The organism is Candidatus Deferrimicrobiaceae bacterium (assembly GCA_036504035.1).
Classification (GTDB): domain Bacteria; phylum Desulfobacterota; class Deferrimicrobia; order Deferrimicrobiales; family Deferrimicrobiaceae; genus JANXPS01.
On record DASXVV010000009.1, the window covers coordinates 154,796 to 177,382 of the forward strand.

Consider the following 22,587-nt stretch of genomic DNA (forward strand, 5'->3'; position numbering starts at 1 on the left):
ATCCTCCCGATGGGGGCCTTGCTGCTCGCCGGAATCCTCGCGATATCCGGCTGCCGCCAGCGATTGCCCGTCGATGAGAGAACCGTCGTCATCGCGCTGTCCGGGGCACCATCGTCGTTCGACCCCCGGCTCGCGACCGACGCCTATTCCGAGCAGCTCCTCCAGATGACCCATGCGGGGCTGATGCGGCGCGACACCCACGGCGACCTCGTTCCCGACCTGGCGCAAGACTTCGAGATGCACTCTCCCGTCGAGATCGCCTTCCACCTGCGCCCCGACCTCCGGTTTCACGACGGGCGGGAGGTCACCGCCACGGACGTACGCGATACCTTCGTGTGGATCCTAGACTCCGGTAATCGTTCCCCGCACAAGTCGGCCTTCGACATACTGGCCGGAATCGATACCCCCGACCGGCACACCGTGGTCTTCCGCCTGAAAAGCCCTTACGCCCCCTTCCTCGCCGAGATGACGCGCGGGATCGTCCCCTCGGGCACTCCGGCCCGCGGCTACGCCCCGCCGATCGGGGCCGGCCCGTTCAAGGTCGAGGACGTGGAGCCCGGCGACTCCGTGTCGCTTGCGCGCTTCGACGGCTTCTTCGGCGGCCCTCCCGCAGTGCCGCGCATCGTCGTGAAGTTCATCCCCGACAGCACGCTGCGCTTCCTCGAGCTCAAGATGGGGAGCGTCAACTTCGTCCTCAACGGGATCGATCCGGAAATGCTCCCCGAGGCCGGGAAGAATCCCAACCTCGTCACCGAGGAGTCGGCGGGAGGCAACGTGTCTTATCTCGGGTTCAATCTCCGGGACCCGGTGCTCGCCGATATCCGGGTGCGGCGCGCCATCGCTCTGGCCATCGACCGGGGAGCGATCATCCGCGCCTTATGGAAAGGGAAGGCCGACCCTGCCGATTCCATCCTGGCGCCCGGCATCCGGGCGCACGCCGACGGATTGCCGGACGTGCCGTACGATCCCGTCCAGGCAAGGCGGCTGCTGGACCAGGCGGGACACCCCGACCCCGACGGGGAAGGCCCGGCCCCGAGGTTCACGCTGACCTACAAGACGTCCCAGAATGCGCTGCGGCTCCGAATCGCGACCGCGATCCAGGACCAGCTCCGGCAGGTCGGCATCGCCCTCGACATCCGGTCCTACGAGTGGGGCACCTTCTTCGGCGACATCCGGAAGGGGAACTTCCAGCTTTACAGCCTGACCTGGGTGGGGCTGCGCGACCCGGACATCTTTCACCTCGCCTTCCACTCGAAGCAGATGCCCCCCGACGGCGCCAACCGGAACCGGTACGAGAACGCCGAGGTCGACCGGCTGACGGAAGCGGGGCAGCGGGAGACGGACCCGGCCCGAAGGAAAGCGATCTACGACCGGGTCCAGCGGATCCTCGCGCGCGACCTCCCCGTCTTTCCCCTCTGGGCAAATCGGAACGTGCTGGTGCGCGACCGCCGGGTAACCGGGTTCACGGTCACGCCCGAGGAGGATTACACCAGCGTCCGCTCCATGAAGGTCGACCCGCCTCCCCGGGAGGCCGCCGCCCGATGATCCCGATGATCCTATCCCGGCTGCGCCATACGCTCCCCGTCGTCCTGGGCGTCGCCACGATCGTGTTCCTGCTGATCCATCTCGTGCCCGGCGACCCGGTGGACGTGATGCTCGGCGAGAGCGCCGTGGGGGCCGACAAGACCGAGCTCCGGCACGCGCTGAAGCTGGACCGGCCGCTCCTCTCCCAGTATGCGGATTTCATGGGCGGGCTCGCGCGCGGCGATCTCGGCGTCTCGTTCCGTAGCCGCGAGCCGGTGTCCCGGGAGATCCTTTCCCGCTTTCCCGCAACGTTGCTGCTGGCATGCGCTTCGCTCGCCGTGTCGCTATTGATCGCCGTCCCCCTCGGGATCGCCGCGGCGATGCGCCCCCGCTCCTGGATCGACCTGCTGTGCGGCACGACCGCCATGCTCGGCCTGTCGACGCCCAACTTCGTCATCGGCCCGCTGCTCGTTCTGCTCTTCTCGATCCAGCTCGGGATCTTCCCCGTTTCGGGATACGGCGGATGGCGCCACCTCGTTCTGCCGGCGCTCACGCTCGGGAGCGGCATGTCGGCCATCCTGATGCGGATGCTCCGGTCGTCGCTGCTCGAGGAAACCCGCCAGGATTACGTTCGCACGGCCGTGGCCAAGGGAAGGTCGCCCCTGGGCGCGGTCCTGCGGCACGCGCTGCCCAACGCGCTCATTCCCGTCGTCACCGTACTCGGGCTCCAGTTCGGGGCGTTGCTCGCGGGAAGCGTCATCACCGAGACGCTTTTCTCCTGGCCCGGCATCGGCCGGCTGATGGTGCAGGCGATCGATGCGCGCGACTATCCCCTCGTGCAGGGGTGCGTGCTGTTCATCGCCCTCATCACGGTGGGGGTCAACCTGGCCGTAGACCTGCTTTATGCCCGGCTCGACCCGAGGCTCCGGCATGACTGACGGGACGCTCCCTCGCCTTCTCAAGCACCGGGGCGCCGCGGCCGGCTTGGCGTTCCTAGCCCTGCTCTCCCTCGCGGCGGTCCTGGCGCCGCGCCTCGCGGCGTTCGACCCGGCGGCGCAATCGCTCGGGGCGGGGCTGTCGCGCGCCTCCGCCGTCCACTGGCTCGGGCAGGACCGCCTCGGACGCGACATCCTTTCGCGGCTGCTCTACGGCTCCCGAATCTCGCTCGCCGTGGGGCTCGGCACCGTCGCGCTTTCGATCGTCCCCGGCCTGTTCATCGGGGCGATATCGGGCTTCGCCGGTGGAAAGGTGGACGCCCTCTTCATGCGCCTGTGCGACCTGTTGCTCGCCTTCCCCGGCCTGCTCCTTGCCATCGCGATCACGGCGGTGCTCGGCCCGTCCCCGTGGCATGTGATCCTGGCGTTGTCGATTCTGGGCTGGGTCGGTTATGCCCGGCTGATCCGCGGGCAGGTGCGCAAGGTGCGGGAGTCCGAGTTCGTCCAGGCCGCGCGGTCGGTCGGCGTTTCCCCGGGCCGACAGCTCGTCCGGCACGTCCTCCCGAACGCCTTGTCGCCGTTGATCGTCGAGGCGACGTTCGGGATCGGCCGCGCCGTCGTGTCCGAGGCGGGTCTGAGCTTCCTCGGGCTGGGAGTCTCGCCGCCGACGCCGTCGTGGGGCGCGATGATCGCCGAGGGGCGCCATTTCCTCTTCATCGCGCCGCACCTGACGCTGGCGCCCGGGCTGGCGATCATGCTCACTGTGATGGCATTCAATTTCGTGGGGGACGGGCTTCGGGATGCGATGGACGTTCGCGATCCGGGGGTCGAGGGAACGGCTACCTCGGCTCGCGACGGCCGCTGATCATCGCCATCAACCGGTCGGCCACGGCGGGGTCGATGCTCTTCAGCACCCGGTATTCGTCGAGCGCGAGGCGGCGATTGCGCAGCAGCAGCCAGCAACGCCCCAGCGCGAGGCGGGCCTCTGCGTGCTCGGGCGCGAGACGGATCGCATTGAGCAGCGCCCGCGTCGCGTCTTGCACGCGCCCCATCGCCGAAAGCGCCGTCCCGAGGTTGTAGTGCGCCTCGGCGTAGTTCGGACGGATGCGGACGGCCTGCCGATAGGCGGAAACCGCTTCCCGGTATCGCCTGCCTTCGACCAGCACGGCCCCCAGGTTGCTGTGCGCCTCCGAAAAGTCAGGCATGATCCGGATGGCCTCGCGAAAAGCGCCGATCGCATCCTCGGGACGGTTCAGCTTGTACCAGGCGAATCCCAGGTTGTCGTAGGCCACGGCGAAGTCGGGGGCAATCCGGACCGCCTCGTTGTAGGACGTTACCGCCTCCCGGTATTTCCCCATCCGATAAAAGGCAAAACCGAGGTTGTTGTGCGCCACTGCGATGTCCGGAGCCAGGAGCGTGACGCGGCGAAACGCGTCTGCCTCCTCCCGGACAAGGCCCAGCTGTCCGCACGCCTCGCCCAGGTTGTACCACGCCATCGCGAAATCGGGGCGCAACCGGGCCGCGCGCCGATACGCCGCGGCCGCTTCCAGCCAGCGCTCCAGACGCGCGCACGCGTCGCCCAGCTGGAACTGGGCGTCGGCATCCTCGGGGCGCAGGGCGACAAGCCGCCTGGAAACATCGGCCGACTCCCGGTAGTGGCGCAACTGGGAGTGCGTCTCCGCAAGCGCCCGGAGCGCCTGGTGGAAATCAGGTCGGAGGGCGACCGCCCGCACATAGTATCCGACGGCCTCCTCGAACCTTCCGAGGGCGTCGCTGCAGTAGCCTGCGAGAAACCATGCATCGGCGTTCCCCATCGACAGCGCCGCGACCTCGAGGAATCGGGGAAGCGCCTCCTCGAACTCCTCGGCCCAGAGGCACCGAAGCGCGAGCCCGTAAAGGTACTCTCCGGTCCCGAGCATCGTGTCGCCTTCCCGGGCCGACCATTCCGCCAGGCCGACGGGGGCGGCCGGAAGCGCCGCATTGCCGGGGAGGAACAGGTTTGCGGCAGGAACGGCGAATCCGTATTGCCGCCCCCTGTGGGAATGGCTGAGCGAAACCCCCACGACCTCTCCCCGCTGGTTGACGACGGGGCACCCGTTCGTAGCCGGAGAGACGAACGCCGTGATCTGGAGAATCGTCCCGAGAAGCGGCACTTCGCGAACCCCGGAAACGATGCCTGCGGTGACGCCCGGCGGCAGATCGTCGGGACCGCCGACCACCATCACGTGGTCGCCCACCTCTGGCGTGTCGGCCGCGAAGCGCACGGCGCGCGGCCTGGCCACCCCCGGGGCGATCCGCAGGCGTACCAGGTCGCCGTCCCGATGCTCGGATACCACCGATATCACTTCGAATTCCCGCCCGTCAGCGCACCGGACCGATGCTCTGGCGCCCCCCCGAAGCAGCTGTCGGGTGGTGACGACGTCCCCCCGCGCATCGGCGAAGAACCCGCATCCCTGCTGGAGGAGCTGCCCCTGATCGCCCACCGTCACGACGGTCGCCGTAGCGTCGCGAACGCCTCCGAGAAGAGCCGGCAACCCCTGTTTTTCGCTCATCACCTGCATGGTGCTATAAGATTACCATTTTAAGCCGGGAGGGTCCGAATGGCCGCAGGAAGCAAGATCGCCAACCCGTATCTCATGGTCGGCTTCGAGGGAACAGACGTCCCGCCTTGGCTCCGCGCACGCCTCGCGGATGGGACCGTGGGGGGCGTCGTCCTCTTTTCGCGCAACGTGGGCGATGCGCGGCAGGTCCGGGAGTTGTGCCGGAAGATCCGGGGAGCGGCGGGAGTCGAGCGACCGGCCCCGCTGATCGCCATCGACCACGAAGGAGGCCGTGTGGTCCGGCTCTCCCACCCCGACTTCACCCGTTTTCCGCCTGCGCGCGCCTGCGCCCTGTTCGAAGGCGGGGGCGAAACGATCGCGGAAGAAACCGGACGCGCGATGGGGTGCGAGCTTCGGGCCGTCGGGATCGACATCACCTTTTCCCCTGTCTTCGACGTCGACAGCAACCCGCGAAACCCCGTCATCGGCGACCGCGCGTTTTCGGACCGGCCCGAGGAAGCGGCGTGCCTCGGGAATGCTTTTACCCGCGGTACGATCGCCGCAGGCGTGATCCCGGTCGGGAAACATTTCCCGGGCCATGGCAACACGGAAACCGACTCCCACCTCGCGCTTCCCGTCGTCCGAAGCGCGCGAAGCGTTCTGGATGCACGCGACCTCCTCCCCTTCCGGGAGGCGATCAGCGCCGGGATTCCGGCGCTGATGACCGCGCACGTCCTCTACCCCGCGCTCGACCGTAAACGGGTCGCCACGCTGAGCCCTTCGATCCTGGTCGACCTGCTGCGGACGGAGATGCGGTTCCGGGGGGCGGTTTTTTCGGATGCGCTCGAGATGAAGGCGATCGCCGATCGATACTCCGCCGGGGAAGCGGCCGTGCTCGCTGTCGCCGCCGGGTGCGACGCCGTGCTCGTCTGCCGGGGGGAAACCGATCAGGAGGCCGCGGCCGAGGCGCTGGCGGTCGAGTGTGCGCGTTCGCCCGCCTTCCGGCGTCGAACTGCGGAATCGCTCCGACGCGTCAATCGCCTGACGAAGAAGGTAACGCTGCCGGGGTCGGCCCGGTCCTCCCTGCGGCAGGTGGGGTGCCGGGCGCATCGGGCGTTGGCGCAGCTCCTTTCGGAACGATGGCAAGGTAGCGGGAAAACATCTGCGGCCGGTAGATCCGGTAATATTGGAGAAGATTGAGAAACACGCGCCGGACGTAGACACGCGTCTCGCGGTAGGAGACGGTTTCCAGGAATGTCGCCGGATCTCCGGCGCTGCGCTCCCACCATCGCGAGACTGCGGTCTCTCCGGCGTTGTAGGCCGCCACGGCACGGATGTAATCGCCGTCGAAGCCGCGGACCAGCCGCGACAGGTAGGCCGCACCCAGCTCCACGTTGAGCTGCGGGTTGACCAGATCCATCCGCTTCGGCCGGCTTCGGCCGAGCCTGCGCGCCACGTCCGATGCCGTCGCCGGCATCAACTGCATGAGCCCGACCGCCCCGGCCGGCGAGAGGATCGCCGGTGCAAACTGCGACTCCTGCCGGATGACCGAATGGAGCACGAGCGGGTCGATCCCCGATTTCTTGCTGTCGCAATCGCCCACCATTTCGGGCGCCAGCGGATACTGGATCTTTTCGAGCAGTCCCGCCCTCTCCGGGTCGGTGGGCTGCCGGTCGGCTTCCCGCAATGCCCCGCGGAGATCTCCCGCCAGGTACCGGAAGAATCCGGCCGTAGCCCCCTCGGAAATCCCCACGACCTTGCGGACCTTCCCCCGGTCGATCCGGTCGGCTTCGAGGATCGCATATTCGAGCATCCCCAACCGGGTCAGCCGTTCGGCACGAAGCAGCTTTTCCGCGTCTCCCTTTCCCCAGTCGGCGCCGAGCACCCTGCCCCAGAGCGTCTCGCGATCGGCCGCGAACGAGAGCGTTTCCATCGAGGAGGGCGCGTTGAACATGGCATACGGATCCCGGCCCAGCCGCCCGAGCGCGAAGATCGCATAGATGCCTGCGTCGGCATCGGACGCGACCTGCCGGTATCCGGATTCGGCCGTTTCCTTCTGGCCGAGCGCCTCCTGCGACCTGCCCTTCCAGAACCGGTGGCGTGCCCGCTCGACCGCCGTGTTCCCGCTTCTCGTCCCCGCGTCGAATGCCGTTACCGCCTCGGGAAACCGTTTCATCCGATAGAGCCCGTAGGCATGTCGGAAGGCCGACTCCTGCCGGATCGCCTCGTCGGAGGCGGCGCGCAGCTTTCCGAAGGCCTCGGTCAGCCACGGGAGATCTCCCTGCTCCTCGGCGACCCAGGCCTCCAAGTGAAGCGCCCGTTCCGCGACGGCGGACCGGCAGATTCCCCCGGTGGCGATGTTGTCGAGCATCCGGCGTGCCTCGGCCAGCTTCCCCGCCTTCCACTGGACGCGCGACAGCAGGAACGAGGCCTCGCTGCACCGCCCGGCGGGCGATGCCGAGATTGCCTGGTCGAGCATGGCGCGCGCCGCCTGCGTATCTCCCTGCCGGCGAAGCAGCTCGGAAAAGTCGTAGACCAGCGAATAGTAATCGTCGTTGGGCGGGAACTTGCGCAAAGCCTCCCGGTAGAGCAGGCGCGCCTGGTCGATGTCGCCGGCCCGGGACAACGCCTTGGCGAACCGGGAATAGAACGAGACCGGCAGGTTCCATGTGCTGAAGCTGCCGTCCGCATGGCGGGCCGACAGCCGTTCCGCGGAAAGCGTTCCGCCCTCCTGGGCGCTATAGGAAACGAAATTGCCCAGATGCGTCTCGGCGGCGCCAACGGGATCGCCGGCTTCCAGCAGCCGCGCCTTGACGTATCCTTCCCTCGCCTTTCGCACCGCGTCCGGAACGCGCCCCCGCTCGGCGAGGGCCAGCCAGCGTGCCGCGACCACCAGGTTGTCCTCCACGGTGGACAGGAACGCCAGGTCGACCGCCAGGAGCGGGAGCAGCGGCGATGCGGGATCATGGGTCGCCAGGTTGTCGTACGACGCGACCGCCTCGGGGAGGCGGCCTTCCCGGGCATAGGACATCCCGGTGAAGAGGACCGCGTAATCGGATAATCCGTAGCCCTCCATCGGCACTTCCCTGAACTTTTCGCGGGCGAGCGGGTATTTTTCGGCCAGGAGCAGCTTCCAACCCTCGCGGAGCGCCTGGTCGGGGGGGGAAAGCGTGCGCTCGGCGGACGCGGGGACCACGAAAAGGATGCAGGAAAGCAGGACGAACGAGGCAAAAGTGATGTTGATCTTCAAAAGACAATCTCCGGTAGGCGCTCAACAGGAACGGCTAAGTCATGATATTATCACGGGAACTTTTACGACTCAAGGCAAGCGGGGCCCATGGAACTCTCGTTGTCTACGCATCTGTTCGTGTTTCACCCGCTCGCGGAGCGGATCATCCGCCTGTTTCCGCAGTTCGGGTTCTCGAAGGCCGAACTCTGGGGGATGCCGCCCCATTTCCCGGCGGGCGATCCCGTCGCCGGCGACGCCCTGGCAAGCCTGCTCGAACGACACGGTGTCACGGCCGCCAGCGTCCATTCTCCGCTTTATCCCGATGTGCGGAATTACCGGAAGGAACGGTGGTATTCCCTCAGCACCGAAGACGGGGCGCACCGCGCGGAATCGGTTGCGGCGACGCTTCGGTCCGCCGATTACCTGGCCCGTCACGGCGGTGGAGTCCTCGTCCTGCACACCGGCTTCCCGGCCGAGCACTGGTATCCGCACCGGTGGAAAGCGTTCCTTTCCTCGCTCGATGCGCTCAGCGCGGCCCTTCCCGACACCGTGCGCTTCGCGGTCGAGAACACCCCCGGCGAGTCCACCCGCACGGAGCGGATACTCGAGCTCGTCGACCGCTATCCCGCCGAACGGGTTGGAATCTGTCTTGACCTTGCGCATGCCCACATGCAGGGAAGTGTGCTGAACGCGATCCGGACCGCAGGCCCCAGGCTTATCCATGTGCATGCCTCCGACAATCACGGTGTCCACGACGATCACCTGGTGCCCGGCAAGGGGACCATCGCGTGGGAGCCGGTCCTCTCGGCCCTCGGGGAGGTTGCGTTCGACGGGATGTTCACGCTGGAGCTGCGCGACTACACGATCGGCGATGACGCCCCGTATCGCTCCTTCGAAGCGCTGCTGACCGAGTGCCGGTCCGCACTCGACCGGCTGTTCGGGGAGGCCCGATGACCGCCGACGCCGACCTGCCCGCAGTCGAGCACGCCCTTTCCGCGATCTTCCGCCGCCCGGTCCGGCCTCGCGAAATCCGGGCGCTGGCAGGCGATGCTTCGACCCGTCGATACTACCGTGTCCTCCTCCCTCCCGAATCCGGCCGCGACTCCGTCATCCTCATGCGATATCCCGACGAGATTCCCGCCGGGACCGAGCTTCCCTTCCTCAACGTCCGCCGTTACTTCGTGAAAGCGAACATCCCCGTCCCCGCCGTCCTGGCCCATTTTCCCGAGGACCGGGCGCTCTGGCTCGAGGATCTCGGCGACACGATGCTCGAGGACCAGGTCAAGGCCGACGGGGTCGCCGCGTGTCTTCCGTTTTACGAGCGATGCATCGAGATCCTCGTCCGGATCCAGTCCGACGGGACGCGAATCCTCGACCGCGACGCCATCCCGGCCGGCCTCGCCTTCAACGTTCCGAAATTCGCCTGGGAGATCGACTTCTTCTTCGAGCATGCCGTCCGCGGCTTCGGAGGCATCCCGCTATCCGTGCGCGATGAGCGTGCGATCGAGGACCTGCTGCTTCCGCACCTCGAACGGTTGGCCGCGCTCCCCCGGGTCCTCACGCACCGGGATTTCCACAGTCGAAACTTCATGGTGCGGGAGAACGGCGATCTCGTCCTGCTCGATTTCCAGGATGCCCGGATGGGCAACGTTTATTACGACCTGGCGTCGCTGCTGCGCGATTCCTACGTCACCCTTCCGGAGACGATGGAGGCTGATCTCGTTTACGGATGGCAGAGCGCCGCATCCGCCGACCTCCGGCGCGCAGCCGGCGATCCGTCAGCCTTCGGCTACCTTCTCGACCTTATGGCGCTCCAGCGCAACATCAAGGCGATCGGCACCTTCGGCAACCAGGCGCACGTTCGCGGCAAGCGTCTCTACCTGCAGTTCATTCCGCCGACGGTCGCCCACCTTGCGCGCAATTTCGCGCGCAACCCCGAGCTGCGCACCCTGGCCGGGCGCCTGCTCCCGATCCTGACCGCTTTGTCACAAAAAGCATCCGGCGAGGCATCGGCATGAAAGGGATGATCCTGGCTGCGGGGCTCGGAACCCGGTTGCATCCGCTCTCCTACGAAATGCCGAAACCGGTCGTGCCGGTGCTCGGTCGGCCCCTGTGCGCCTGGACGATGGCGTTTCTCGCCCGCAGCGGCGTGAAATCGTTCGTGCTCAACCTGCACCAGCATCCGCGCCTGATCCAGCAGGCCGTCCTGGGCTGGGCAGGGAAACGCACGCCGGTCCAGTTCACGATCGAGCCCGATATCCTGGGCACGGGCGGCGGCATCGGCAACGCCCGCAACCACCTCAAGGGCGGCACTTTCGTCACCGCCAACGGCGACACGATCGTGAACTTCAACTTTGCGCAGGCGCTCGCATACCACCGGCGAAAGAAATCGCTGGCCACGCTGGTCCTCTTTCCCAATCGCGACAAGCGGTACACGCCGGTCTGGATCCGACCCCACGGCCGGCTCGCCGGCTTCGGGACCGACGCCGGCGACGGGCGTCTCTCCGGCTTCTACACCGGCGTCCAGATCATCGAGCCCGAGCTGCTCGACCTGATCCCGCAAGGCAAGCCGTCATGCATCATCCGCGACATCTACATCCCGCTGATCGCGCGGGGCGCACCGATCCACGGCTTCCTGACCAAGGGATCGTTCCGCGAGTTCGGAACGCCGTCCGATTATCTTCGCGAGACGCTCGCCCTGCTCGGCGAGCCGGCCGAACGCGATCCCGCCCCCGTCTTCTCGGCCCCCGGGGTCGAGGTCATCCAGCCGGCCTGGATTTCTCCCCGGGCGCGCATCGCGTCCGGGGCGACGATCGGCCCCAACGCCGTGATCGAGGCCGACGCCTCGATCGAGACCGGGGCGCGCGTCTCCGATGCGGTCGTCTGGCCCGGAGCCGTCCTGGGGCGGGGCGAAGCGGTCCGGGGCGCCGTCCTCACGGCGCAAAGACGCTTGAGCATCAACCTGGGTTCCCCCCCATAACCATTCCTCCGAATTGGCATCTAACCGCGAGCCGGCAATTCAATCGCTCAATCAGGAGGTACGACATGAAGGTTCTCGTCCTGTTCCACTCGACTTACGGCCACGTTTACCGGATGGCGGAAGCCGTTGCGGAAGGAGCCCGGGAGGTTCCGGGCGCCGAAGTCGTCCTCCGGCGCGTCCCCGAGACATTGAGCGACGAGATCCTCGCCAAGATGGGCGCCCTCGAGGCCCGGAAGGCGTTTGCGCACGTCCCGATCGTCACGGTCGACGAGCTGCCCGGCTACGATGCGATCCTGTTCGGAACCCCGACCCGCTTCGGAAACATGTGCGGCCAGATGCGCCAGTTCCTCGACGCCACGGGCGGGCTCTGGGCCACGGGCGCCCTCGTCGGGAAAGTCGGCAGCGTTTTCGCAAGCAGCGCCACGCAGCACGGCGGCCAGGAATCGACCATCCTGAGCTTCCACATCACGCTGCTTCACCAGGGTTTTGTCGTAGTGGGGCTGCCCTATGCGTTTCAGGGGCAGATGCGGAACGACGAGATTACCGGGGGGTCGCCCTACGGCGCCTCGACGATCGCGGGCACGCAGGGAGAGCGGCTTCCCTCGGCCAACGAGCTCGCGGCGGCACGGTTCCAGGGCAAACACGTGGCCTCGATCGCCACGAAGCTCGCCCGAGACTGAAAGACGATCAGGCGGGATCGCCGGGGAGGGCTTCCTTCCCGGCCTTCCCGTGCCGGTCACGCAACAGGGCGCTCCCGTAGGACGCGTTGAAGGGCCCGCTCCGCTCGTCGAATACTTCCGAAAGCCGGACCAGCAATCGCCTCCCCGCCACTAGAAGATCTTCCCGTCCCGTCAGCTCCGCACAACGGATCAAAGCCGCCGCGGCCCCTGAATTTGCCCCGAAGGGATATCGGGGAACCCGGAGCAGTCCCTGGTCGTCGGGCCTCCCGACCCGATCGGAAAACAGGCCGACGCGGGGGTCGAACAGCGTCAGCCGCACCCGGTCGATCACATCCGTCGCCCGGTCGAGCCAACCCGAATCCTGCGTGGCATCCCGAAGGTCGAGGTAAGCGGTAACCGCCGCCACCTGATCGGCGAGATATCCCGGGTACAGCTTCTCCGAAAGGAAGCGCCCCACCTGGATGGCGCGCTGCAAGAGGCCGTCTCCCGAAGTACCCTCTCCGCTCTCGGGGAAGGCCCGGGCCGCGACGATCAACGCAGAGACGGCGAGAGCATTGTATTCGGAGACGATGATCCGCCGACCAGTCGCAGCATCGGCATCCGGGCCGGAAAAGAAGGCGCCGCTTTCCGCGTCGCGCAGCGAAAGCAACAGAAATCGAAGCGTTCCGCGGGCCGCGTCGGCAAAAAGCGGATCACCGGAAAGTTCGAAGGCCGAAGCGCAAAGCGACAGCATGCCGGCGTTGTCTTCCAGCCTTTTCTCGGGAACGGCCCCGGTCCAGTCTCGCCGCTCGGCATAGCGGAAGAAGCCCCCGCCGTCCGTGTCGTGCACCTCGGATTGCACCATGCGGCGCAGGATGGAAAGGAACGTCTCCCCCGGCTCGGCCCCGGGCTCGAACAACCAGAGGTCGCGCAGGAACGCGAGCGCGTCGACCATCAGGTGCTTCGGCTCGCCGAAAAAGCCGGGGTGCACAGGGTCGACCTGCGAGATCACGGCCTGCCGGACCAGCGGGAGCAGATCTTCGCCGGGAACGTCGCCGGAATCGGATGCAGACGAATCCGTCGAATCGGATGCCTCGGGAACCCTTGGGGGAATCGCCAGCCAGGCATCGATCCGTTCCCGGTCATTTCGATAGAACGCAGCGCAGCGGTCGAGCACGGCGAGCAGCGGGTCGGGCGGAAGGCGGGTTGCCCCGGTCAGGATCCGGCCATCGGGGAACAGAACCGCCACGCTCGGCCATCCTCCCTGGTTGTAGCGGTCGTTGAGGTCGGGTCGCAGGTCGGAATCGACCCGGATGCAGACGTAGGACTCCGAAAGCCGCGCCCGGATACGTGGATCGGAGAGCGAAACGCCCTCGAGATCGCGGCATCCGGGACACCACCCGGCCGAGATCAGGAGGAACAGCAGCTTTCCCTCGGAGCCGGCGCGCGCGAAGGCTTCCGCCCCCCAGTCGTTCCAGGCGATCGCGGACAATGGGTCAGCCTTGCCGATATAGGTAGAAACAGAGTACGGCAAGAAACGCGGTATAGGGCGCGAACCATTTGAAGCGGCCCTGGACGACCAGCCGCTCGACCAAAAGCAACGACAGGTAGCCCACCACCAGCGCCAGCCCGAATCCGATGACGGAAGGGATCATGTCGGGAAGCACGGACACACCCGCCCCCTTGCGAAGATTCATCAGCGCGGCGCCCAAGATGGCGGGAAGCGAGATGAGGAAGGAAAATCGGGCGGCGCGCACGGAGCCGATGCCCAGCAGGAGCGCCAGCACGATCGTGGACCCGGACCGGGAAAGGCCGGGGAAGACGGCGAGTCCCTGGAGGGTGCCGATCGCGAGGGCCTCCCACCAGTCGATCCGCTCGGGATCCCACTTGTCGCGGAGCCGCATTCCGCTGACGATCAGCAATCCGGTCAGCACCAGGTAGCGAAGGCCGATCCCCAAAACCGTGAGTTGCGTCTCGACCACTTTGTGAAAGGCGAGGCCGATGATGCCGGTCGGGAGGGTAGCGAGCAGGATAAGGCCGATCTCGCGCCGCCCCCACGCGCGCTTCGGGAAGAATTTTCGACGGTCGAAGAGCGATCCCGCCATGTCGGCGATCTCTCGGCGGAGGAAGAAGAGGACCGCTCCGAGAGTCCCCAGGTGCAGGAGGGTATCGAAGGCCAGTTCGGGTTCGTTGAGCCCGAGCAGCTTCTGGGTGAGGAACAGGTGCCCGGAGCTGCTGACGGGAAGGAATTCGGTCGCCCCCTGAAGGAGCCCCAGGATGATCGCCTGCAGGATCGTCATATCGAAGCCCGTACCGCGGCTTCCATGATGGCCCGGATCCCGTCGACCGTGGCCTGGTCCTTCCCCTCGAACCGGAGCACCAGGACCGGCTGCGTGTTGGAGGCGCGCACGAGCCCCCATCCGCCGTCGAACAGCGCCCGGACGCCGTCGACGGAGATCACCTCGTTCGCTTTCGGGGCGACGATCGCCGCGACCCGCGTGACGACGTCGAACTTCCGGTCGTCGGGGCAATCGACCCGGATCTCGGGCGTCGAGACCACGGGCGGCAAGTCGGCGAGCAGCGCGGAAAGCGGCCGGTCGGCCGACGCGACGATTTCGAACAGCCGCCCCGACGCGTAGATCGCGTCATCGAACCCGAGGAAGCGGTCCTTGAAGAAGATGTGGCCGCTCATCTCGCCGGCGATCTCGGCATGCTCCTCCTTCATCTTCTGCTTGATGAGGGAATGACCCGCCTTCCACATGACGGGCCTTCCGCCCCGACGTGCCACGTCGTCGTACAGGTTCTGCGACGCCTTGACCTCGGAGATGACGGCCGAGCCCGGCTTCCGGGAAAGGATCTCGCGGGCGAACAGCACCAGGAGGTAATCGCCGTAGATGACGTTGCCCAGCTCGTCGACCGCCCCGATGCGATCGGCGTCGCCGTCGAAGCCGACGCCGAGGTCGGCGCCGTTGTCCTTGACCGTCTGGATCAGGGCGCGGAGATTCTCGGGGACGGTCGGGTCGGGGAAGTGGTTGGGAAAGCGGCCGTCCATCTCGCAGAACAGTTCGACCACCTCGATCCCCAGCGCCCGGAACAGGTCGGGCGCGACGCGGCTGGCGGTGCCGTTGCCGGCATCGACGACCACCTTGAGCTTGCGGGGAACGTGCAGCACGGACAGGACATAGTCCTTGTAGTCCTGTTCGACGGACAGTTCCGTGACCTTGCCTTCCCCAGTGGCGAATTCGCCACGCTCGATCAGCCGACGAAGCTCCTGGATCGTCTCGCCGTAGATCGACGACGGCCCGATGCAAAGCTTGAAGCCGTTGAAGTCGGGCGGGTTGTGGCTTCCGGTGATCATCACGCCGCCGCCGGCGCCGGTCTTGTGGATGGAGTAGTAAAGAAGCGGCGTCGGGACGACCCCCACGTCGATGACGTCTAGCCCCGTCGACAGCAGCCCTTCGACCATCGCGTCGCGAAAGCCCGGGGAGCTCAGCCGGCAGTCGCGCCCCAGGGTGATCGAACGGATTCCCTGCCGCAAGGCATAAGTGCCGAACCCTTTTCCGAGCAGCGTCACGGTCTCGGGGGTGAGGTCTGTGCCGACCAGCCCCCGGACGTCGTATTCCCGAAAGATGTGAGGATTGATCATATCCGCTCCCATTGGCAGGGACATGGTAAGGACCATGATGCCGGGATCGCGCCCGGATTTGGGTCAGATTTTGCCGCAACGATTGAGCCAAACCGGAGGCGTAGCAGCGCTACGTCGAGGATTTGGCGATCGAAGCGCGGCGAAAGATGGCCCGAAGACGGGATGCGAGATGGCATTTTGGTCCTTACCATGTCCCTTAGTCGAGGTTGATCTCGGCGTATTCCTTGGCGGCACGGCGCGCGACCTTGGTACGCTGGGCCGCCTTGGCAACTTCCCTCGCGACGGCGGGCGCAACCTTGCGATTGAACACCGACGGGATGATGTAGTCCTCGGACAGTTCTTCCTTGCCGACGCAGGCAGCGATCGCGTAGGCGGCCGCCAGTTTCATTTCCTCGTTGATCGACACCGCGTGGGAATCGAGCGCCCCGCGGAAGATGCCGGGGAACGCGAGGACGTTGTTGATCTGGTTCGGGTAGTCGGAGCGACCGGTCGCCATGATGCGGACGTAGGGCGCCGCCTCCTCGGGCATGATCTCGGGATCGGGATTGGCCATGGCGAAGACAATCGGGTCCTTCGCCATCTTCTTGAGGTCGGCGACGCTGATGAGTCCCGGGCCGGCCAGTCCCATGAACATATCGGCGCCCTTGATAACGTCGGAGAGCCGCCCCTGCTCGTTGTTGGGATTGGTGTGCTCGGCGTACCAGTCCTTCATGAAGTTCATGTGCGTCTTGCGGCCCTTGTAGATCGCGCCCGTCCGGTCGACACCGATGATGTTCTTCGCCCCGGCGTTCATGATGATCTTGGAGCAGGCGACACCCGAGGCGCCGACGCCGGCCACGACGATCTTCATGTCTTCGAGCCGCTTCTTGACGATCTTGAGCGCGTTGAGCAACGCCGCGAGGACGACCACCGCGGTGCCGTGCTGGTCGTCGTGGAAGACGGGGATGCCCATCTCCTTCTTGAGGCGTTCTTCGATCTCGAAACAGCGGGGGGCGGAGATGTCCTCGAGGTTGATGCCGCCGAACGTGGGCTCGAGCGCCTTGACGATCTTGATGATCTCTTCGGGGTCCTTCGTGTTGATGCAGATCGGCCAGGCATCGATGTCGCCGAATTCCTTGAACAGCATCGCCTTGCCTTCCATGACGGGCATGGCCGCCTCGGGGCCGATGTCGCCCAGGCCGAGAACGGCAGTGCCGTCGGAGACGATCGCGACCGTGTTGCCCTTGATCGTCAGGTTTTGGGCCTTTTTGACATCGTGGTGGATCGCCATGCAGACGCGTGCGACGCCGGGGGTGTAGGCGATAGAAAGGTCGGCGCGCGTCTTGACCGGAATCTTGTTGACGATGGCGATCTTGCCGCCGAGATGTTTAAGGAAGGTGCGATCGGAAACGTTGATGATCTTGACGTGCTCGACGGCCTTGACTCCCTCGATGATCTCCTGGGCGTGTTCGACGTCGCGGGCGCGCACCGTGATGTCGCGGGTGAGCGTTCCCTTGCCGTGTCCCGAAAGGTCGACTGCGCCGATATCGCCCCCGACTTCGCCGATGGCCGTCGTCAGCTTGCCAAGCATGCCGGGCTTGTTCTCGATCTCCACGCGCATCGTGATGCTGTAGCTTTCACTCGGGGTCAGGGTCGACGGCATAAAGCCTCCTTGTCTGATATCGGGACACGGTATTTTAAGCGCCATGCCGGATCAAATCAACAATCCGATGCACCGGGGATAAAACAGGCGCATAAGGCGACGGCAAGAGGACATCAGTGCAGCGCAGAAAACCGCACATGAAGGTTATTTCCTACATTTTTATAAGTTATTGGACTACATCAAAAGGTTATGCTTTGCCTTATTGTATTACTTATTTCACTATAGTGTATTTTCCCTTTACAGTCCCCGAGTAATCGCGGTATTCTTTTGCCAACAAGAGAAAAGGAGATATAACTTTGGAAAATATTGACGTCGGCAAGAGAATCAAGAGCATCCGGAAACGCAAGGGCCTTACGCTACAGGAACTTGCAGAGAAGAGCGGAATCTCCGCAACGGCCATCAGCGCCATCGAGCGGAACGTGTCCTCGCCGACCGTGACGACGCTCGCAGGCATCGGGCGGGCGCTCGGCGAATCGCTCTCCTCGCTTCTCGGCGAGAGCGACATCGAGTACGTCGTGACCCGCGGAAACCAGCGTGAACGGCTGGCGACCGAGATCCGGGACGTCGACTTCAGCAGCCTCGCTTCCGGCATCCCCGGGCAGCGGTTCCAGCCCATGCTCAGCGTGCTGAAGCCCGGCGCCGGCAGCGGCACCGACTACATCAACCACCGCGGCGAAGATTTCTTCTACGTCGTGGACGGTTCGCTCGTGGTCGAGATGATGGGCCGGGAAGAGAAGCTCGAGGCGGGCGACAGCCTCTACCTGCGGAGCAACACGCCTTACCGCTGGAAGAACAGCTCGAGCAGCCAGACGCAACTCCTGGTCGTGTCGACTCCGTAACGGGGAAAACGACCGAGATCGGCAAGCCGCCCCCCGGATGATCCGGGGGGCGGCTTTTTTTATTGAACGGAGAGTCCCTGTTTCGGGCAGATCGGTTCGAGGCCGCATTCGGGACAATGCGGTTTACGGGCGACGCACACCCGACGTCCGTGCCAACCCAGCCGGGTCGTGAAATCCCACCAGCGCGATCTGGGGATGACCGCAGCCAGATCCTGTTCGATCCGGACCGGATCCTTGGATGCCGTCAAGCCCAGCCGGAACGAAACCCGGCCGACGTGCGTGTCGACCGGCAAGGCGGGTATCCCGAAACATCCGCCGAGCACGACCGAAGCTGTCTTCCGGCCGACGCCCGGCAGGCGGGTGAGCGCCTCGAGGTCGGCAGGCACCTCGCCGCCGTGCCGAGAGACCAGCGCGGCGGCCAGCTCCCGGATCGCCTTGGCCTTGTTCCGGTAGAAGCCGGTCGAGCGGACCGCTTCCTCCATCGCTTCCTGCGAGGCGCCGGACATGGCCGCTGCATCGGGCCATTGCGCAAAAAGGCCCGGCGTCACCCGGTTCACCCGGTCGTCGGTGCACTGCGCCGCCAGCACCGTCGAGACCAGAAGTTGGATGGGCGTCCTGAAATCCAGGACGATGCGGGCGTCGGGGTAGGTCGAATCGAGGAAGGAAAGAATGACGGGGACGGCGGATTCGACGCCTTTCCGTCGCGTCGTCATGTTTCGGTGCGCCGGAGCACGATGATCTCGAGGCCCCGGACATCAAGCTCGAGCGTGGCGCCGGGAAGGTCGCAGGTGAAGAGCGTCCCGGGCTCGCCCTCTTCGAGTTCGACGGAAAAGGCGTGCCGGCCCTCGAGCCAATCGAGCATCGCCCGGACCTCGACGAAGGTCATGTCGATCGCGTCGGGTGCGATGATCTTGTAAAGCTTCTCCCGGTGGATGATCGGGTAGATCTCGAATCCGTCAGTATCCTTGTTGGAAGGCATTCCTTCTCCTCATCGCTTTTCGGAAAAGACTTCCGCGGTGAACGCATGGATCGCGGCCCCCTCGCGCCACGCATCGAGCGGCAGCCCCGCTTTCACGCAGGTCTGGGAAAGGAACGTTTCACGGTCCCAGCCGTATTCGATGGCCACCTGGGGCAACAGCAACCCGCGCCGGCTCCCTTTCGAAACCACAAGGCCGTCGATGCCCACGCGCACTTCCTCGGGGCGGATCGGGCGAAGCGGCGTCAGCACGGAGATCTCGAACCGCAGCCCGGCAGCCTCGGCCCCGGTGACGGGCGGGAACCGCGGGTCTTCGATCGCGGCCGCGATAGCGCATTCCTGGACCGTGCGATAGAGCGGCGCGACGGGCTCGGTATAGCCGATGCACCCTCGCAAACGCCCTCCCTTCGTCAAGGTGACGAAGGCCGCCCCGGGTTCCGAGAGTTTCGGCGTCGCGGGCGCTTCGGCGGAGAGATCGCCGTTTTTCAGGTAACCCTCGACGGCATGGCGCGCGATGGAGAGCAGTTCCGCGCGCGCTTCCTCGGGCAGATATGGGGGTTCGGCGGATTGTCCGTTGCTCATGCGCGGGGCATGGTCATGCGAGTCTTGCCTGGTGGGACATCCGGAAGATGGCCGGGTCGAGTCCTTCGGGAATCATGACGTCGTCGGGAACCTCGATGCGCCCCTGGCACGCCAGGAACATCGGGACGATCTCCGGGTCGAACTGGCTGCCCGAGCAGCGAACGATCTCGGCATTGGCCGCTTCGACGGGCAAGGCCTTGCGGTAGGCACGTGTGGAAGTCATGGCATCGAACGTGTCGGCGACGGCCATGATGCGGGATTCGAACGGGATCTCGGTACCGGCAAGATGGGACGGGTAGCCCTTGCCGTCGAATCGCTCGTGGTGGTGGAGGATCGCGGGCAACAGCGGCTGGAAAAACGGGATCGGGTCCAGGATCTTGGTGGCGACCTCGGGATGCCGGACGATCTCCATGAACTCTTCGTCGTTCAATCGCCCCGGCTTGTTGAGGACGACCTCGCGCACGCCGATCTTGCCCAGGTCATGGAGGATGGAGGCGCGCCGGAGGTTCTCGAGCGGTATGTCTTTCATGCCCATCATCTTGCCGATGGCGACCGAATACATCGTGACCCGCTGCGAATGGCCCCGCGTGTAGAGGTCCTTGGCCTCGAGCGCCTTGATCATGGCGTCGATCGAGCGGACGTACATCGAATTGATGAGCTCGGTCTGCTCGCGCACCTTGCGCTCGAGATTGAGCTGGTAATCCTGCAGCTCCCGCTCGAGCGACTTCTTCCGGATGGCGTTCTCGATCGTGATGAGCAGGACGTCGAAGTTGAACGGCTTGGTGATGTAGTCGCAGGCGCCCATCTTGAGGGCGGAGACTGCCGTGTCGAGCTCGGCATAGGCGGACATGACGATGCCGGCGGTCTCGGGCGCGCGCCGGGTGGTCTCGCGCAGCAGCGCGATGCCGTCCATGACGGGCATGCGGATGTCGGTGAGCATGACGTCGTAGGGGGAAAGGGCGGCGTCCTGGATGCGCGCAAGCGCATCCTTGCCGTTCGAGGCCTCGTCGACCTCGAACCCTGCGATTTCGAGCCGTTCGCGGACGATGCTCCGGATGTATTCCTCGTCATCGACCACGAGGACCCGCCTTGCGGCAGGTGGCGTCCGGAATCGGGTGTCCGGGAACTCTATGGATGCACCGGCAGCCATCAATTTCCTTTTCGGCAGAATCGGCCGAAATATTCAGTCGAAATACGCCGCCTAGACATTGAAGCGGACGTGCATGATATCGCCGTCCCGGACGACATAATCCTTCCCCTCGAGCCGAAACTTTCCCTCGGTCTTCGCCTTCGCGAAGGATCCGCAGCGGAGAAGATCTTCATAGGGCACGACCTCGGCCCGGATGAACCCCTTCTCGAGATCGGAATGGATCTTTCCCGCCGCTGCCACCGCGGTCATCCCGCGTCGGATGTTCCAGGCCCGCACCTCGTCTTCCCCCACCGTCAGGAAACAGATGTATTCCATCGCGTCGAACGCTGCCTTGACGAGCCGGTCGCGCGCGCTGGCCGCGATGCCCATCTCCTTGAGGAAGTCGGCCTGCTCTTCGGGCGTCAGCTGTGCGATCTCTTCTTCGATCTTGGCAGAGAGCCGAATCAGCGGGATGCCTGCAGCGGCGGCCACCGCGTCGAGCTCGGGATAGGCGGTCGTGCCGACCTCCGCCTCGCCCATGTTCAAAACCAGGAGAAGCGGGGGCTGGCTCAGGAAGCGGAAGCCGGAAAGGATGCGCGCTTCTTCGACGCTGAATTCGACGTCCCGGATCGGCTTGCCCGCCTCGAGGGCCGTGACGGCCACCTGGAGCGCCGCCCACTCGGAATCGTGCTTCTTTTCCTTGTTCATCCGCTCGATGCGCTTCTGCGCCACAAGGTAGTCCGCGGTGATCAGCTCGGACAGGAGTGCGTGGATATCGCGCACGGGATCGAGCCCCTCGGGGGGCGCCGGATTATAGTCGTCGACAAAGCCGCGGACGACCAGCGCAAGCACCTCGACTCCCCGGATCTTGAGCGCGGACTCGCTGCCGATCAACTCGTGCTCCCCGGGGTCGATCTCCTCGAAGGTGATCGAGACGTGCGTGACCTTCTTCGGCTTGAACAGCCCGGTCATCCGGTCGACGCGTTCGTCGGGAACCTTGATGGTGCAGATGCCGTTCGACTTGCCTTGGATCTCTCCGCCTGAAAGCGAACGGAACAGCGTGCTTTTCCCGACGCCCGACTTGCCGAAGATGCCGACTTTCATCGTGGATCCTCCTGGCGATTCTCCCCGTCTTCGGCCGGGATTCCGGCGAACAGGTCCCGCTCGGGAAGGCCGGCGGCGGGGATGCGCGAAGCCGCCAGGACGTAGCTCTCTTCCCGCGCGAAATCGCGGTATCCCGCACGGGAAAGAATGCGCGTGTAGTCTTTCGCCTGGGTCCGATGGCAATAAAACGCCTCGGTCTTCACGTCGATGACAGCGGAGGTGTCGATGAAGGTGGTCAGCGTATCGGCCGGCACTCCCCGGAGAGGAACACCCCAAGCGTCGAAGACCGCCTGCGCCACTTCGAAGCGGTAAAGCTTCAGCGCCTTCCATGCCGGGATTCCCGAAGCGGCGAGTTCAGGGAAGCGGCCGCTGTCGGCTGCGGCCTCGAAAGCCGCGGCGGCGACGTTGCACATGACGGTGTGGTCCGGGTGTCCCGACACGCCGTCGGGGCCGAAACCGATCACGACGTGGGGACGGAAGCGGCGGATGGCGGCGGTCGCCCGAGCGACGATCGACTCGAAAGGGGTAGAAGCCAGCTTCCCGTCGCCGAAGCCGAAGATCTCGACCGCGTCGATCCCGAGTACCGCGGCCGCGGCGTGCAGCTCGCGCTCCCGCAAGGCGCCCAGCCCTGCCCGGTCGGTCAGGGGCGGGTCGCCGAGCTGGCCCGCCTCTCCCCGTGTCGCGGTCGCCAGCCGGATGGACACGCCTTCGCGGGCGTAGCGCGCGATGGTCCCCCCCGGGCCGAACGTCTCGTCGTCGGGATGCGCCAACAGCAGCAGGAGCCTTCGTTCCATGGGATCCA

The 22,587-nt window shown here is 65.7% G+C and carries 20 protein-coding genes and 1 pseudogene; 9 read left to right on the forward strand and 12 right to left on the reverse strand.

What is annotated here, in order from left to right:
• The first annotated feature begins 9 nt into the window (after nt 1–9).
• From VGK27_06505 to VGK27_06515, 3 genes are read left to right on the forward strand one after another with little or no spacing between them, the layout of a single operon-like run.
• A complete protein-coding gene (locus tag VGK27_06505) occupies nt 10–1,545 on the forward strand; it encodes an ABC transporter substrate-binding protein (protein ID HEY3489755.1) in 1,536 nt (511 codons plus the stop codon).
• On the forward strand, nt 1,542–2,462 hold the full coding sequence (nikB, locus tag VGK27_06510) for a nickel ABC transporter permease (GenBank protein ID HEY3489756.1): 921 nt from the start codon (nt 1,542–1,544) through the stop codon (nt 2,460–2,462). The genes VGK27_06505 and nikB overlap by 4 nt, the downstream gene beginning before the upstream one ends.
• Nucleotides 2,455–3,324 carry an ABC transporter permease gene (locus tag VGK27_06515; protein HEY3489757.1) on the forward strand — a complete coding sequence of 290 codons (870 nt, stop codon included), beginning with the start codon at nt 2,455–2,457 and terminating at the stop codon, nt 3,322–3,324. Before nikB ends, VGK27_06515 begins: the two co-directional genes overlap by 8 nt.
• Here the strand turns inward: VGK27_06515 and VGK27_06520 are convergent.
• A complete protein-coding gene (locus tag VGK27_06520; GenBank protein HEY3489758.1) occupies nt 3,299–5,011 on the reverse strand; it encodes a tetratricopeptide repeat protein in 1,713 nt (570 codons plus the stop codon). The two genes, VGK27_06515 and VGK27_06520, sit on opposite strands and share 26 nt — an antisense overlap.
• A 48-nt stretch (nt 5,012–5,059) precedes the next feature.
• On the opposite strand from VGK27_06520, the gene nagZ reads away from it, so the two are divergent.
• Nucleotides 5,060–6,199 carry a beta-N-acetylhexosaminidase gene (gene nagZ, locus VGK27_06525; protein HEY3489759.1) on the forward strand — a complete coding sequence of 380 codons (1,140 nt, stop codon included), beginning with the start codon at nt 5,060–5,062 and terminating at the stop codon, nt 6,197–6,199.
• An 85-nt stretch (nt 6,200–6,284) separates the two neighbouring features.
• Here nagZ and VGK27_06530 read toward each other — a convergent pair.
• Nucleotides 6,285–8,075, reverse strand: a pseudogene (locus VGK27_06530) (transglycosylase SLT domain-containing protein).
• A 261-nt stretch (nt 8,076–8,336) separates the two neighbouring features.
• On the opposite strand from VGK27_06530, the gene VGK27_06535 reads away from it, so the two are divergent.
• The 4 genes from VGK27_06535 to wrbA all read left to right on the forward strand — a co-directional run bounded on the left by VGK27_06535 (nt 8,337) and on the right by wrbA (nt 11,888).
• On the forward strand, nt 8,337–9,182 hold the full coding sequence (locus VGK27_06535) for a sugar phosphate isomerase/epimerase family protein (protein HEY3489760.1): 846 nt from the start codon (nt 8,337–8,339) through the stop codon (nt 9,180–9,182).
• Nucleotides 9,179–10,246: a phosphotransferase gene (locus tag VGK27_06540; GenBank protein ID HEY3489761.1), complete on the forward strand. Its 1,068-nt coding sequence runs from the start codon at nt 9,179–9,181 to the stop codon at nt 10,244–10,246. The genes VGK27_06535 and VGK27_06540 overlap by 4 nt, the downstream gene beginning before the upstream one ends.
• Nucleotides 10,243–11,208, forward strand: a complete 966-nt coding sequence (locus VGK27_06545) for an NDP-sugar synthase (protein HEY3489762.1) — start codon at nt 10,243–10,245, stop codon at nt 11,206–11,208. The genes VGK27_06540 and VGK27_06545 overlap by 4 nt, the downstream gene beginning before the upstream one ends.
• Nucleotides 11,209–11,273: 65 nt before the next feature.
• Complete coding sequence (gene wrbA, locus VGK27_06550; protein HEY3489763.1) at nt 11,274–11,888, forward strand: NAD(P)H:quinone oxidoreductase; 615 nt, start codon at nt 11,274–11,276, stop codon at nt 11,886–11,888.
• Nucleotides 11,889–11,895: 7 nt separating this feature from the next.
• On the opposite strand, the gene VGK27_06555 is transcribed toward wrbA, so the two are convergent.
• From VGK27_06555 to VGK27_06570, 4 genes are all read right to left on the reverse strand, one after another.
• Nucleotides 11,896–13,359: a DUF255 domain-containing protein gene (locus VGK27_06555; GenBank protein ID HEY3489764.1), complete on the reverse strand. Its 1,464-nt coding sequence runs from the start codon at nt 13,357–13,359 to the stop codon at nt 11,896–11,898.
• A 4-nt stretch (nt 13,360–13,363) separates the two neighbouring features.
• On the reverse strand, nt 13,364–14,167 hold the full coding sequence (locus VGK27_06560) for an undecaprenyl-diphosphate phosphatase (GenBank protein ID HEY3489765.1): 804 nt from the start codon (nt 14,165–14,167) through the stop codon (nt 13,364–13,366).
• Nucleotides 14,164–15,513 carry a phosphomannomutase/phosphoglucomutase gene (locus tag VGK27_06565; GenBank protein ID HEY3489766.1) on the reverse strand — a complete coding sequence of 450 codons (1,350 nt, stop codon included), beginning with the start codon at nt 15,511–15,513 and terminating at the stop codon, nt 14,164–14,166. Before VGK27_06565 ends, VGK27_06560 begins: the two co-directional genes overlap by 4 nt.
• A 196-nt stretch (nt 15,514–15,709) precedes the next feature.
• Nucleotides 15,710–17,155, reverse strand: a complete 1,446-nt coding sequence (locus VGK27_06570) for a malic enzyme-like NAD(P)-binding protein (protein HEY3489767.1) — start codon at nt 17,153–17,155, stop codon at nt 15,710–15,712.
• A gap of 296 nt (nt 17,156–17,451) precedes the next feature.
• On the opposite strand from VGK27_06570, the gene VGK27_06575 reads away from it, so the two are divergent.
• Entirely contained in the window at nt 17,452–17,994 is a 543-nt protein-coding gene (locus VGK27_06575; GenBank protein HEY3489768.1) for an XRE family transcriptional regulator, read from the forward strand.
• Nucleotides 17,995–18,053: 59 nt separating this feature from the next.
• Here the strand turns inward: VGK27_06575 and nth are convergent, their stop codons facing one another.
• From nth to VGK27_06605, 6 genes are read right to left on the reverse strand one after another with little or no spacing between them, the layout of a single operon-like run.
• Nucleotides 18,054–18,707 (reverse strand): endonuclease III, encoded by a 654-nt coding sequence (nth, locus tag VGK27_06580; protein HEY3489769.1) that lies wholly within the window; start codon nt 18,705–18,707, stop codon nt 18,054–18,056.
• The gene (locus tag VGK27_06585; protein ID HEY3489770.1) at nt 18,704–18,973 is read right to left on the reverse strand and encodes a hypothetical protein; all 270 of its coding nucleotides are present in this window, start codon (nt 18,971–18,973) and stop codon (nt 18,704–18,706) included. Before VGK27_06585 ends, nth begins: the two co-directional genes overlap by 4 nt.
• A 9-nt stretch (nt 18,974–18,982) precedes the next feature.
• Complete coding sequence (gene amrA, locus VGK27_06590) at nt 18,983–19,552, reverse strand: AmmeMemoRadiSam system protein A (GenBank protein ID HEY3489771.1); 570 nt, start codon at nt 19,550–19,552, stop codon at nt 18,983–18,985.
• A gap of 13 nt (nt 19,553–19,565) precedes the next feature.
• Nucleotides 19,566–20,702, reverse strand: a complete 1,137-nt coding sequence (locus VGK27_06595) for an HD domain-containing phosphohydrolase (protein HEY3489772.1) — start codon at nt 20,700–20,702, stop codon at nt 19,566–19,568.
• Nucleotides 20,703–20,753: 51 nt separating this feature from the next.
• Nucleotides 20,754–21,785, reverse strand: coding sequence for a DUF933 domain-containing protein (locus VGK27_06600; protein ID HEY3489773.1), 1,032 nt, complete (start codon nt 21,783–21,785; stop codon nt 20,754–20,756).
• On the reverse strand, nt 21,782–22,579 hold the full coding sequence (locus VGK27_06605; GenBank protein HEY3489774.1) for a PIG-L deacetylase family protein: 798 nt from the start codon (nt 22,577–22,579) through the stop codon (nt 21,782–21,784). The genes VGK27_06600 and VGK27_06605 overlap by 4 nt, the downstream gene beginning before the upstream one ends.
• Between the last annotated feature and the right edge of the window lie 8 nt (nt 22,580–22,587).